At 63.4% G+C, this 12137-nt stretch carries 16 protein-coding genes and 1 pseudogene; 11 read left to right on the plus strand and 6 right to left on the minus strand.

What is annotated here, in order from left to right; translation table 11 throughout:
* The first annotated feature begins 133 nt into the window (after positions 1-133).
* The 4 genes from ACV7NQ_RS24985 to ACV7NQ_RS25000 all read left to right on the plus strand — a co-directional run bounded on the left by ACV7NQ_RS24985 (position 134) and on the right by ACV7NQ_RS25000 (position 2172).
* Positions 134-331 (plus strand): hypothetical protein, encoded by a 198-nt coding sequence (locus ACV7NQ_RS24985; RefSeq protein ID WP_463361862.1) that lies wholly within the window; start codon positions 134-136, stop codon positions 329-331.
* A gap of 256 nt (positions 332-587) precedes the next feature.
* Positions 588-746 carry a hypothetical protein gene (locus ACV7NQ_RS24990; protein WP_463361863.1) on the plus strand — a complete coding sequence of 53 codons (159 nt, stop codon included), beginning with the start codon at positions 588-590 and terminating at the stop codon, positions 744-746.
* Positions 747-1051: 305 nt separating this feature from the next.
* On the plus strand, positions 1052-1627 hold the full coding sequence (locus ACV7NQ_RS24995; RefSeq protein WP_463361864.1) for a hypothetical protein: 576 nt from the start codon (positions 1052-1054) through the stop codon (positions 1625-1627).
* A 101-nt stretch (positions 1628-1728) separates the two neighbouring features.
* A complete protein-coding gene (locus ACV7NQ_RS25000) occupies positions 1729-2172 on the plus strand; it encodes a hypothetical protein (protein WP_463361865.1) in 444 nt (147 codons plus the stop codon).
* Between the two features lie 227 nt (positions 2173-2399).
* On the opposite strand, the gene ACV7NQ_RS25005 is transcribed toward ACV7NQ_RS25000, so the two are convergent.
* From ACV7NQ_RS25005 to ACV7NQ_RS25020, 4 genes are all read right to left on the minus strand, one after another.
* On the minus strand, positions 2400-2612 hold the full coding sequence (locus ACV7NQ_RS25005) for a hypothetical protein (RefSeq protein WP_463361866.1): 213 nt from the start codon (positions 2610-2612) through the stop codon (positions 2400-2402).
* A gap of 116 nt (positions 2613-2728) precedes the next feature.
* Complete coding sequence (locus ACV7NQ_RS25010; protein WP_463361867.1) at positions 2729-2962, minus strand: hypothetical protein; 234 nt, start codon at positions 2960-2962, stop codon at positions 2729-2731.
* Positions 2963-3603: 641 nt separating this feature from the next.
* Positions 3604-3726, minus strand: coding sequence for a hypothetical protein (locus tag ACV7NQ_RS25015; RefSeq protein ID WP_463361868.1), 123 nt, complete (start codon positions 3724-3726; stop codon positions 3604-3606).
* Positions 3723-4037: a hypothetical protein gene (locus ACV7NQ_RS25020; RefSeq protein ID WP_463361869.1), complete on the minus strand. Its 315-nt coding sequence runs from the start codon at positions 4035-4037 to the stop codon at positions 3723-3725. The genes ACV7NQ_RS25015 and ACV7NQ_RS25020 overlap by 4 nt, the downstream gene beginning before the upstream one ends.
* A gap of 337 nt (positions 4038-4374) precedes the next feature.
* Between ACV7NQ_RS25020 and ACV7NQ_RS25025 the strand changes: the two genes are divergently transcribed.
* The 6 genes and pseudogenes from ACV7NQ_RS25025 to ACV7NQ_RS25050 all read left to right on the plus strand — a co-directional run.
* Complete coding sequence (locus ACV7NQ_RS25025; protein WP_463361870.1) at positions 4375-5085, plus strand: NUDIX hydrolase; 711 nt, start codon at positions 4375-4377, stop codon at positions 5083-5085.
* A gap of 28 nt (positions 5086-5113) precedes the next feature.
* Entirely contained in the window at positions 5114-5500 is a 387-nt protein-coding gene (locus ACV7NQ_RS25030) for a hypothetical protein (RefSeq protein WP_463361871.1), read from the plus strand.
* 67 nt (positions 5501-5567) lie between these two features.
* Positions 5568-6431, plus strand: coding sequence for a hypothetical protein (locus ACV7NQ_RS25035; protein WP_463361872.1), 864 nt, complete (start codon positions 5568-5570; stop codon positions 6429-6431).
* A gap of 122 nt (positions 6432-6553) precedes the next feature.
* A complete protein-coding gene (locus ACV7NQ_RS25040) occupies positions 6554-7483 on the plus strand; it encodes an RNA polymerase subunit sigma-70 (RefSeq protein ID WP_463361873.1) in 930 nt (309 codons plus the stop codon).
* 63 nt (positions 7484-7546) lie between these two features.
* Positions 7547-8086 (plus strand): dihydrofolate reductase family protein, encoded by a 540-nt coding sequence (locus ACV7NQ_RS25045; RefSeq protein WP_463361874.1) that lies wholly within the window; start codon positions 7547-7549, stop codon positions 8084-8086.
* Positions 8087-8139: 53 nt separating this feature from the next.
* Positions 8140-8679: pseudogene (locus ACV7NQ_RS25050) on the plus strand (helix-turn-helix domain-containing protein); the annotation flags it as partial.
* Between the two features lie 211 nt (positions 8680-8890).
* Here the strand turns inward: ACV7NQ_RS25050 and ACV7NQ_RS25055 are convergent.
* The gene (locus tag ACV7NQ_RS25055) at positions 8891-9208 is read right to left on the minus strand and encodes a DUF6444 domain-containing protein (RefSeq protein WP_463361875.1); all 318 of its coding nucleotides are present in this window, start codon (positions 9206-9208) and stop codon (positions 8891-8893) included.
* Positions 9209-9345: 137 nt separating this feature from the next.
* On the opposite strand from ACV7NQ_RS25055, the gene ACV7NQ_RS25060 reads away from it, so the two are divergent.
* Positions 9346-11238, plus strand: coding sequence for a GIY-YIG nuclease family protein (locus tag ACV7NQ_RS25060; RefSeq protein WP_463361876.1), 1893 nt, complete (start codon positions 9346-9348; stop codon positions 11236-11238).
* Positions 11239-11821: 583 nt separating this feature from the next.
* Here the strand turns inward: ACV7NQ_RS25060 and ACV7NQ_RS25065 are convergent.
* Positions 11822-12136, minus strand: coding sequence for a hypothetical protein (locus tag ACV7NQ_RS25065; protein WP_463361877.1), 315 nt, complete (start codon positions 12134-12136; stop codon positions 11822-11824).
* Between the last annotated feature and the right edge of the window lies 1 nt (position 12137).

Genomic DNA, 12137 nt, shown 5'->3' on the forward strand with positions numbered 1-12137 from the left:
GAGGCGACGATCTCCACCGCGCAGGTCGAGCCGGTCATGCGCATATAATCCGAAAGTAGCGACATGGTGCTGGTTCCGCCGAGTAGCCTACGGTTTCATGAGCGCATGCGAGGTTTGCGGTAACGAGTACGGTATGCCGATCGTCGTCGAAGCTCAGGGAACGCGGCATGTCTTCGACTGCTTCGAATGTGCGATCCATCGCATGGCACCTATCTGCGAGCATTGCAACTGCAAGATCATCGGCCACGGTGTGGAGGCAGATGGTCGATTCTTCTGCTGCGTGCACTGCGCGGTGTCCGAGGGTGCCAAAGGGTTGGTCGACCACGTGTGAGGGCGGTGTCGTCCCGGTACCGAGGGTTCTTCCTGTCGTCCCGGGCGATGTCCAACGCCATTTGGCGTTGGACATCGGCGCAGGTATCCGCCCCACTTACTCCGCTGTCCGGCGATATCGGCCGTCGCCTATCCGGCAGTTGGAATGGCGGACTCGTCCCGTGCAAGTGCGGCTCACGATTCGGGCCGGTAACTCCACAAGCGCGCCCGCATTGATGCTCTTCCGCAGGGGCACGAGGTAGGAAGCGGTCAGTGGCATGGAGTTCAAGCTGCTCGGTGTCGGGGCGATGAACTCGCCGCGGTATCGTCCCGCTGGGCTGCTGTTGTGCTCGTCTGGGCGGCGGATCATGTTCGACGGCGGTCCGGGTGCCGAGCCCGGCAGCCGTATCGATGCCTGGCGTGTGTTCGCGGTCTGATGCAGTATGGCAAGTTCCCTGGTCCTCGACCGAGTTCGTCTTAAAGTCGTGCGGTCCGGCCAGTTCGGCGGGGGCCTTCAGATCATCCAGTGATGTCAAAACTTCACTCGCAACGGACAAATCTGACCGCAGAAGAGAAGGCCGACCGGGAACGCACCCAGATGCGTGCAATCGCAACGGCATACGACGATCTCGGAACCGCGAGCGCTGGCGCAGCCCGAGATATGGCGCACCCACTTGCGGAGATCCGAACCATCTTCCAGCACTATGTTGTATCGCCGGTCACCGTCGCCGACGACTGGACCGTGGACGGCGTGGAGGATTGGAATTCGGAGGCGGGAATGCAGCTTTCGGGACTCGCGGGCTTGGTCTCGACTCTGGAAAGTTCGGATGCGCAGTGGGGCGGGAATATCGCGCAGGCGAATCAAGAACTCGACGCTATGGCGCCGGAGTCGGTGCTGACCGAGGCGACCAAGACGATCGAGGACGACAAGAAACAGGACTCTCGCTCGAATCCTGATCGTCTCCATACGTCGGCGGCGGCGTTCCAACAGATCTTCGGCCGAGCACCATCCAGTCCGACCGACTGGAAGACCGCCGAAGCCTTGAACCCGAATAGTTACGATCCGAAATATCAGGGCGTGCCACCGAATATCAAGGTCGCGCGCATCGAGCCGGTCCCCGGTCCCGCCCAGAAGAACTTCATGAAGCACGAGTTGAGGGAGGCTGAGCTGATGAACAAGGGTATGTCCTACGAACAGGCCCACGAAGAGGCGCTAAAGACCCACCCTCCGGGCAAGAACTATGATCCCGATGTGATCGACAAGTACCCGGAATTCGGCCCATGGTGGCGCAAGCAGAATGGCTTGCCGCCGCGATGATGAAGCTCGAGGTCGAGAATCACGGGATCGCTGCTGTTGACGAAGACGACACGAGCGCCGCGTATCCGGTGGCGCGAGTGCTCACTTCCACAGTTTCCGCGATGGCTGAACCCAACATAGGTGGGGGCGCCCGGGTTCTGGTGGAGGTGCTACGCCGCTTCGGCGGTATCGCACCGGGTGCTCTGCTCGGCGCGGAGTTTCTTGCCGGTAACGATCCGGCTGTGCAGATCGAAATCGCAGTCGCGCCTTTCGATCTGCTCGACGGAGCCGACCAACCAACTTGCCCGAGCCGACTGTGGACACGTCCGTTCACCTCGGGTCTGCCGACGGATATGGCCGACGCTGTCCTGCGCGGTCTGACTGCCGAGCCCCGAATCGCCTTGCCTCCCGGTGTGCTCCGGGTCGACCGTGCAGGTTTTGACGTCATGAATTCTTCGGAACCGATATTCACCCAGGCTGCGACGGTTTTGCGGATCGCTATCTCGGCGAAGCTTCTCGGCAATGACCCCGAACCCGCGTTGCGGGACGCCATCCAGACTTGGTAGTGGCTGGCAAAAGCCATGAGCCAGCCTCTGCCCGGGGCAAGGCGATACCGACCGCCTTTAAAGTCATCGGCAACGTGTCAGAATAGTTGGGTGGTCACGCCAACAGTCGATACAAGATCATTACCGACCGATTCGGCGGCATTATTACCATGTATCCGATTCCGTAGATGCTAGGAGTTGAATTGGTGAACGGTACCTTCGCGGCCAGCGGGGGTTCCCCACAGCGATCATCTGCCGCGGTTTGGTAGCGACCAGCCGAAATGCGGTCTTGCGTAGGTGTTCTCGTCATCGACGGTGATCACGTCGCAGGTGCTGACAAGGACGATCGATATCTCCGCTCCGAGGTGTCTCAGGTGGGGTCTGAAGACGGCTTCGGTGTCGGTCCGGCGGGCGATGGTGATCAACCGGGTGATCAGGTCGAGGGTTCGTGGGGTGAACACGATGGTCTTCGCGAGGTCGTATCCTTATCTCTTTGCCAGCGAGCGCATTCGGATCTCATCCCAGTTCTGTGCGGTGCCGGAGATGTCGGATCGGAGGTATCCGATGGCGGTGGGTTTCATCGGGTGAGTGCCGATCGGGGGACGTCGAGCATGGCCTGGCCACAGGTCGACAGTTCCCAGGCCTGGCGGTGTGGTGTTTGGCGGAGGAGTCCGTTGAGATGGAGTGTGCGCAGTGCTCGTCTGGTTCGGCGGAGGGGCAGGGAGGTGTTGGCTGCGATCTGGTGGTCGGTGAGTTGTCCGCCGGGTTGCAGGCTCCGCAGGACGAGTGCTCGGTGGAGCAGCGCGGTCATTGACGGCTCCTCTCGAACGCATCGGATCGCGAGCACCTGAAACATGGTGGCCCGCAGATCACTTCGCGAATCCGTCGGTGATTGGTTCTGGTCGGTGCGCCTCGAGGCGGAATCCGTCTGCCTGAGTGCTGGAACCGAAGCTATGCGTCAGCGGTGGGCATGTGAACTGCGTGCAGGACGTTTTGGCGGACATTTCGAAGGTCCCGTGCGTCCCAGAAATGCGCCGTATGATCCAGCGGTTGGAATCGGCGATGCTGCGCGCGAGGCTGGATTCGTCTGCGTTGGCGGCGGCCATGGGCGTCGACGCGAAGACCGTCAACCGCTGGTTGGCAGGTCGGGTTCCGCATCGGCGGACACGGGCGGTTGTCGCGCAGGTTCTGGGGGAGTCCGAAGACCTGCTGTGGCCGCAGACGCGGCCTGACCTCGCACCCGGGGCGTCAGCCATCGCCGAAGTACAGAGGCCGCCTACGCGCACCGGGCGGACATCCCCAACGACCTGTGAACCGAACTACGACCCGCGCGGCGAGCCCGCTTTTGGTAGCCCCCGGCGAGGAATCGTCGTCAACATCGTGGTGAGCGGCCTGCACAGCTACGCCGGACTCGCCAGCGTGGCAGCCGAACCCCTCGTCAGTCACCGTGATTCACTCCCGCACCTTGCTCTTGGGCTTACGCGGCGACACCCGCACAGGCCAGCACAGCGCCCACACCAACACCGCCAACGGCACACCAGCCGCCAGCACCAGCCCGGCCGTGCTCCAACTCACCATCCCTGCTTCCCCGACGAAAACGCGGTCCAACGAGCGAAAGACAATCGCGGAGCGACGGTTTCGACATCCGCGACACACATCACCGCGTGCAGCATGAGCACATCCAGGTGCAGCGGGGACGGCGTGATCACCGCATCCACCTCCGCAGCCCGAACCTGGTCGACCAGCGGCACCAGCGTGAGATCCGGCGGCCACACCAGCGCGTAGCCGAGGCGCCGCGCCAGCCGCCGCACCTGCGCGGCATCCCATTCCGGCATGCCGGTAACGTCCGGGTCTATCCAGCCCAACGCGGTCGGCTGCGGCCTCATCGCTGCCCCATGCCGGTCGAGCTGGATGACCGGTCACGTGGTTGATCGCATCGACCACAGCCGGGGCTCGAAGATCCAGTTATTCTTGGATCTTCGAGGCACATGAACTCCGCCAGCATGCTGTCCGCTTGGACAAAGGTTCTGTGCTCGAGGGGATCTGGCGGCGGCATCCGACATCAGCCCCAGAGCTGCGCACAGGGCAACGGCGGAAGATCAGCCTGCACGTTGTCATCAACCGTCACCTGAGCCCTGAGCAACCCTGCGCGAGTTCGTCAGCCACGTTCTGGGCCTGCTCGGCGCTGGCTTTGTAGTCCAGCCGTAGAGCACCGGACTCAATGTGGATGTGCCGCAGGTCTTCCGTCATGTCCGAGTTCCTTCCCTTGCGACCGGGCCGCTGTGGGGCGGTCCGAGTTTGAGCCTGGTCCGGGTGGCCGAACGGTTCTATGCCAGCGGTTCCCTTGCGGGTATGCGTCCGGCGCAAATTCGGCACGCTGGCCGCGCATTAGGCTCGGGGCGCTTCACGAGCTTCAGCCGCCGGGGCGCGGCATCAACGACAACAACTAAGCGAAAGGAAACATTTATGAGTAGTACGGCAACCGAAACTGCCCAGGAAACAAAGCCGCAGCGGCACAAGGTGACTGGCGACGTTCACCTGGTGCTGCGTCGTGGCGACAGTGTGCTCTATGGGCAGCGCCAGAACACTGGGTTCGAGGATGACGCATGGCACCTGCCCTCCGGGCACCTGGAAGCCGACGAATCCGTGATCGCCGCTCTGATCCGCGAGGCCGAAGAAGAGATCGGCGTGACGATCAAGCCCGAAGACGTGCAGTTCAGCCACGTCATGCATAACTCGTCGTCTGATGGCCGCGTGGCCTTCTTCTTCACCGTGACCGACTGGCAGGGCGAACCTACCAACCGCGAGCCTGAAAAGTGCAGTGCGCTTGATTGGTTCGCGCTGGGTGGCTTGCCGGACCACATGATCGACTACTGCCGGGTGGCGATGAAGCACATCACCGACGGAACATCTTTCTCGATTTACGGCTGGTAGCTCGATGGCGGTACGCGGGGGTCCGGTTGTGTGCGTCAGCTACCTGGCGCTGGCCGAGTTGTGGAGCGTGCCGCACTTCCCCTCGGCAAATCATGGTGCGGCTGTCGAAGGCGTCGAGTACTCCATTGCCGCCGATGCGCCGATGACCGCAGCGGCACTGTCGGCGTTAGATGTGTCAACGTTGCTCATTGCCAACGAGATTGGCATGGACGACCGTGGCCGTGAGACTCGTCGCTGGTTGTCGGAGCGCGGTGTCGATGTTCCTGCGGCGAGTAGCGCCGACATCGTGACGCCGTGGATCGTGGTGGCGGCCGATGATGACCAGACCCGCACCTGGTTCGCACATCTGCCGGGCGTGGTCGAGAGCCTGGAGCGCACCGATCTGACGCCACTCACCAGGGCGTCCGGCCGGTAACGCCGACGAGCTGCAACGCGTCGGCGCGGCGCTCGACAACGCGCATCGGTACTTCGACGGCCCGGTCGTGGACTTCTTCCGTCAGCAGCTCGTCAGATGCAAGGCGGATGATGGCACCCTTGGGCCTGCGGCGGCGATCCCGTTGGTTCTGGGCGTGCTCGGCGCGATCCGCCGGCACAGCCGCGATGCCAAACCTGAGATCCGCCGCCAGCTACTGGAGGTCGGGGCTGACGGTGCCGAATTTGCGGGCTGGCTGTACCGGGATCTGCACGATCCGCTGACCGCGACCTTTCTGTACGACCGTGCGATGGAGTGGGCACAAGCGGCGGGCAGTCTGCCCCTTCAGGGGCACGTCCTGCTCAAGAAATCCCAAATGGCCTACGACACACAAGATGCGGGCACTGTGCTGTCCTTGGCACAGGCCGCAACGATGGGGCCGTGGCAGCTCCCGCCTCGTGCCCACGCCGAAGTCGTGCAGCAAGAAGCCTTGGGCCTGGCCATGACGGGTGAGCCCCTCGCCGCGGTCGAACAGAATCTCGGCCACGCGCAGCAGTTGTTGTCCGAAGCTGGGGATGCCGATGACGGCGCTCTCGGGGCCTACTTCAACCAAGGCACCCTGCTCGTGCGTTCAGCCTGTTGCTATACCGAAGCAGGCAAGCCGCACCAGGCGGTGCAGCTGTTCAGTGACGTCCTGTCGGGTGGCTCGCTGTCCCGCCGTGACAGCGGCCTGTTCGGGGCCAGACAGGCCAAGGCGCTGGCTCTCGGCGGTGAACCCGACGAAGCAGCGACCGTTGCCGCCACAGCGGTCACCGTCGCCAGGGAGACCCGGTCCGAGCGCACCATGAACGTCGTGGTTGAAGTCGTTCGGGCGCTTGACCCGTGGCGGAACCGGCCAAGCGTCAGGATGCTCAACGACGTGCTAATGCCCTAGCTGTTGCGGGTCAGGACGTTGTTGACAAATGCGGAGTGGGGCCGGTGGCTGAGTGGTCGCGGACAGCCAGGCCATGTTGCAGTAGGTAATACTCTCCTCCGATGGATGAGGGACGGCCGGGCGTGTTTGACGCCTTCTTCGACGAGAAGCACCGGGAGTTGTGGGCATTCTGCTATCAGATGCTCGGCTCGCCGTTCGATGCCGAGGACGCTGTTCAGGATGTGCTCGAGCGTGTATGGCGGGCGCAAGATCGCTTCAACGCCGAGACGGGGAGCATGTCCGGGTGGGTGTTTCGGATAGCTCGAAATGTGTGTGTGGATCGGCTGCGGAGCGCCGGCCGCCGCACGCTGCCTCGCGATCTCGGCGATCCGGACTTCGAGGTGGGAGCGCCCCTGGTGCCCCGGTTGGACACCCGGTGGCTTCAGCCTGCGCCGTCGAGCTGGCTCGGCGAGGACCGCACCGCCGATGCTGTGGTGCGGAGCAGCGACGTCCGGTTGGCGGTGACTGCCCTCCTGCAGGCGCTGCCAGCGCGACAGCGCGCGGTCTTCGTACTGCGCGAGGTGCTGGGGTACTCGTCGTCCGAGGCCGCTGCCGCGCTGGGCACGTCGGTGCCCGCGATCAACTCCGCGCTCCAGCGGGCCCGCGGTGCCCTCGCTGGGGCGTCGGACGATTCCCGGTCCGAGCGGGGAGCCGACGAGACTAGGAGAGTGGAACAGTACGCCCGCGCGTTCGAAGCGGGGGACGCGGCGGCGCTGGCGCAGCTGGTGACTCAGGACGTCGTGCTGGAGATGCCTCCGCTGCCGCAGTGGTTGCGCGGTCGGGCCTCGTACCGGGCGTTCATGGCGGACCTGTTCCGCCGGCGCGGCGCCCGTTGGCAGACACGCCTCATCTCGGCGAATCACCAACCGGGGCTGCTGCTCTACCGCGTCACGGACGACGGCGTCCAGCCCCACACGCTCCATGTCGTCACCGGGGGAGCAGACGGCCTGCTGTCCCACCTCCTCGTCTACCAGGACCCGGACCTTTTCGAGCTGTTCGAGCGGTCGCGATGAGTTCGAGGGCCGTCGTTCGTAGGTAGCTGTAACCGAATCAGAAGGGTGCGCGCCATGCGAACAGTGATCGAATACGTCCTGGCCTCGGCGGATGGGGTCATCGAAGACCCCGTCGGAATGGGAGTGGCCGAGTACCAGGACGACGCATATCTACGGGACGGTCTAGGCCTGCTGACGGCCTGCGATGCGATCCTGTTCGGGCGCGCCACCTACGAGGCGTTCGTGGAACTGTACGACGGTCGCACGGACCACAAGCCGATGTGGGCCGACCGGCTCACGACGATCCCGAAGTACGTGTTCAGCTCGACGCTAGCGAGGGCCGACTGGAACAACACTGTCATCGTTCGAGGCGAAGCCGTCGCCGAGGTGGGCCGTCTCAAACAACAAGACGGCGGCAGCCTGCTGGTTCTCGGCCACGGCCGGTTCGGGGAGAGCCTTCTGCGGGAGGGGCTGATAGACGTCATCGACCTCACCGTCTTCCCCTTCATTGCCGGTGCTGGCAAGCAGTTCTTCCGACAAGGGCAGGGCGCCAAAATGACGCTCGCAGGCGTCAAGACTTTCTCGAAGATCGTCAAGCTGACCTACGAGCTTCCGAGAAGATGAGCCGCCACGATCTTCCGTCCGGTCACCAACGTCACGAGCCATGGCGCCAGCAAGTGAGCCACCGCAACGCTCCGCTGACGGTGGAGGGCAGACGCCGGCTCATCGCCCGCTGCCGAACCAGACCGATCGCTCATGTCGCCGCCGAGATGGGGATCTCGCGGGCGTGCGCGTCGAAGTGGGTCAATCGGTGGCGCCGCTACGGCGATGTCGGCCTACTCGACCGCTCATCGACACCGCGCCGTCAGCCGACCGCGACACCGCCGGAGATTGTCGCGCAGATCGAGATCTGGCGGCGTGAGTGCAAATGGTCTGCGGCCCGGATCACCTTCGAACTCACCGAGAACGGCACTCAAGTCAGCCGCCGGACCGCCACCCGGATCATCAACCGACTCGGACTGAACCGGCGCAAGTTCATCGACCCCGACGGCGACACCAACCGCACACCCGGCAAGATCCTCGCGAAGCGCCCCGGGCACATGGTGCACGTCGACGTGAAGAAGGTTGGGCGCATCCCCGACGGCGGTGGTTGGCGCGTTCACGGCCGCGACTCCGAGCAAGCCCGAGCAGCAGCACGCTACAAGAGCAAGACCGCGCTTTCACTTCCCTGGCGAGCATCATCGCCACGGTACAGTAATCCATTGGTCGCGGGTTCGAGCCCCGCTTGCCCCGCAAACACCCTCTGAGCTGCGGTAACGGTGAGTGCGACAGTCGAGTTGGTCCAGAACAGCGCTTCGACAGCAATGTCAGCCGGTGCTCGGTCAACCTCGATCTTGATCTCCGGCAGGTCGAACACCTGCCGGCGGGTCACACCCACCTGCTCCGAACCTGCTCCGCTCCCGTCAAACGCGAGCCGCAGCCACCGCATGTGGCTGGCTCGTGGGTCACCGTATCGTCCGGATCGGCGACCAGGGCCAGCGTCGAACCCGGCTGCCCGCCCGGCTTGCGGCCGTTCTTGCCTCGCAACGACTTCGGGTTCGGTTTGACGAACGGTGAATCCGACGACGGTGGCTTCGAGGAGTTCCGCAAGTTCGAGCGTAATCGCCGCTCCAACTCGGCGATCCGCGCATCATGCTCGGCGAGGCAAACCTTCAAACGCGCGATCTCCGCCGCCTGGGTGACCACGAACTCGGAAGTTGCTCATAGGTCGGCTGCGGCACAAACACACTGTGCCACAACATGATACGAGGACATGCAGACCTACCACTCGGGCCACCTGACCAGTTACGGTGAGATGAGCACACGCGAGATGAGGCGGATTGATGGATGAACTCGACGGGTCGTCGGTCGGATTACTGCGCTTGCAGGAGGAGGATCCGCCAGGAGTTCTCTGGCTACTCCTGGTTTCGGCAGAGTCCTTTGTTGCGCATGAGACGTTGTCGGACTCCGGGCCGGTGTTGGACGTGCGACTGCTCCGCGGCGGCAAGTACGAGACGGTGGGGCATTTCAGATGGTCTGAGGCTCAGTGGATTGACGAGTCCGACAATCTTGATGCTGACTTGGCGGACGATTCACAGAAGCCGGATGACGATCCTGTGCTGTCGGATTACCTTCTGCCGGAGTCTCTCCGCGGGCACGTGGGCACACTCAGCGAGCTATGCGCACTCGACGACGAACGATTCAACGATTTCGGCGTCTACCTTGCCGATGTACACGGCGATTTCTTGAGTTCGCTCGTTCGTATCGTCGGCTGCGGCTGGCGGACAGTCGTCAAACACCTCCGGTCTCCCTCGGGCTTCGCCGCGATCGACGTGCGCGCGAGCCCACCATCATCCAGCGATCCGCAAGCCGTCACGAAAGTGTGGGAGGCCCGGAACGGTGAACCCGAATCCGGCTTCATTCGCATGCGTTGGGTTTACCGCGACGGCCAATGGTCATTCGACGAAGGTTTGACCGGGATCGAGACTGTGCGGGGAGACCATGCTCCGCATCAGGCGGAGTCTCTGGTTCGGCTGGCCGTACAGCTTGCGCCCGGGTGGGCGTTCTGGCCTGAGCTTGACGTCGAGGCCATGTGGCACTCGTCAGGTGCGGCGGAGCCGAAATCGAAACTTCCGGTGCGGCCGCTGGGTAAAGAGAACCCACCGAGCCCCGAGTTGGTGGCGCGGCGATCCGAAGAGATCAGACATTGGGCAGACGAGAACCAATTCGGTGAGCCGCTGCCGGCGGGTGAGAAGATTCTTCGCAGAGAGCTAGCCAAGCTCGGCCAGGGATTCGCCGGATACTATGTGCTGGAGTTCACCGACGGTCAATGCTACGTCGGTCAGTCCACCGATTTGCCGCAGCGAGTGGGTTCGGAGCATCCGCGAAAATACAAGGATATCAAACACGCACGGCTTCTTCCCGACCCCGAGGCCGGCCAAATGAAGCAACCCCGGCGGCACCTTCTGGCCCGCGAGCGCAAGCTCATCCACAGCATTCAGCAACTAGATACGCTGGCGCGCAATAAAAGTGAGATGGCGATCATCAGCGGATCGAATGTCGCTTTCGACGAACTCGTCGCTGTCGGTGAACAAGAGCAATGGCTTGCCGCACCAGACGTATGCAACGCCGAAGAAGGCTGGAACGGCCGTCGGCTGGACACCGGTCAGTTCGCTGGTGCCGCTCACTCCTACTCCGTGCTGTTGCGCACGTACCCGCATGACAGTGCGCAGCTATCACGGATCATCGGAAACTACGTGGAGCGATGCGTCCCCTACCCGGCGCGCACAGAACACCAATACTGGTCGCTCAGTTGCCTTCCCTCGACCGGCAACAAGGAGTGGGCACGAGTCGCCTGCGTGACCGTGTCGTGGACCGAGACGCTCACCCTCCTGCAGCATCGACAGACGCGCAAGCTCTCTGGATTCGTCCACGTCAACGATATCGAACTGCTCGGAAGCGGGGACACGGAAAGAAACTACGTGGGCTTTCTCCGCAGGCATCCCGGTGTGGACGACGGACCCGCGGGCTACAAGCAGGCGGGTCCCTGGAATACGCTGCTGCATGCTGTTGACCTGGACGCCCTTGAACGTCTACTGGATGACACGGCTGTCACACGTGCAGCCGCGACTGCTGCCTTGCACATCATGCGGAAAGGCAAAACGCCGAGCACGATGAACAATTCGCACTGTCCGCAACTTGTGACGGCAAGTCTCGAATGTGTTGGTGCAGCTTAGGCTTGCGCGACCGGCTGGAAGCTGGGGCGGCAGCTGCCCAGACTTGCGTGATCCCCGTCTGAATCGGTTGCGGGCTGTGTGGCCGGGGGTCACGAACCGGTTGTAGTAGTGGCGTTCTCGTACGAAGACGTCTGTCGGTTGTACGGGCATGAGGACTGATGGCGTACCCGTGTCGGTCTCGGCGGAGTGGACGGCGAACACCGTTAGTAGCTCGTCAGCAGTCAGGTAGGCGTAGGTCTCTCGGCCTTCGCGTTCGAGCCAGCTTCCCCAGATCTGGCCGCAGTCGTTGTTGCCGCGTTCGACGGCTGCGAGGAAACGAGTAGACCCTTCTCGTGGCCGTGGCCGTGGCCGTGGCCGTGGCCGTGGCCGTTGGCGGCCACGTCGAGATAGGTAAATTCCGATTTATATTGGTGGGCAAAGGAATTCGATGTACCAATCATTGCGGACCGCTGGGTTCTGGTCTGGGATTGTGGCCGGTCGACACGAGTGCGGCCAGGGTATGAGGGCGAGGCTTTCGTAGGGCGATCGTGTAGTTCGGCAGTGCCGTCGCTCGCGGCTACGAGTGCGCTTGCGGCTACGAACCTCATTGGGGCTCCCGTGAGGTGTCCGGCTTCATCCGTCCGGCATCGATCAGCACTTGCCGAGCTGCTGCCTTGCGCGGGCACTGATCGGCGCGGCACTGCCTGTGACGCTGCATCGTCTGGTGCGCTTCGGGCACGCTCAGCAGGTGCTCAGGAGCCTCGTGCGGCCACCCGGCAGGCCACAGCCTGGCATCGGGCTGCTCGGCTCTCACCCGCTCGCGTCGACGTTCGGCGCGCCACTCGGCCTGTACGCGGTCGATGATCGCTTGGGGTGACTCTTCGTTTGCCTCAGCTTCTCGCCACCAGTTGAACCCCATC

This window comes from Nocardia sp. Tas62D01 (genome assembly GCF_055232035.1).

Bases quoted from the DNA above. Each gene is read 5' to 3' on its own strand.
- ACV7NQ_RS24985 (WP_463361862.1), top strand. From the start codon at position 134: ATGCCGATCGTCGTCGAAGCTCAGGGAACGCGGCATGTCTTCGACTGC.
- ACV7NQ_RS24990 (WP_463361863.1), top strand. From the start codon at position 588: ATGGAGTTCAAGCTGCTCGGTGTCGGGGCGATGAACTCGCCGCGGTAT.
- ACV7NQ_RS25000 (WP_463361865.1), top strand. From the start codon at position 1,729: ATGGCTGAACCCAACATAGGTGGGGGCGCCCGGGTTCTGGTGGAGGTG.
- ACV7NQ_RS25010 (WP_463361867.1), bottom strand. From the start codon at position 2,962: ATGACCGCGCTGCTCCACCGAGCACTCGTCCTGCGGAGCCTGCAACCC.
- ACV7NQ_RS25020 (WP_463361869.1), bottom strand. From the start codon at position 4,037: ATGAGGCCGCAGCCGACCGCGTTGGGCTGGATAGACCCGGACGTTACC.
- ACV7NQ_RS25060 (WP_463361876.1), top strand. From the start codon at position 9,346: ATGGATGAACTCGACGGGTCGTCGGTCGGATTACTGCGCTTGCAGGAG.
- ACV7NQ_RS25065 (WP_463361877.1), bottom strand. From the start codon at position 12,136: ATGGGGTTCAACTGGTGGCGAGAAGCTGAGGCAAACGAAGAGTCACCC.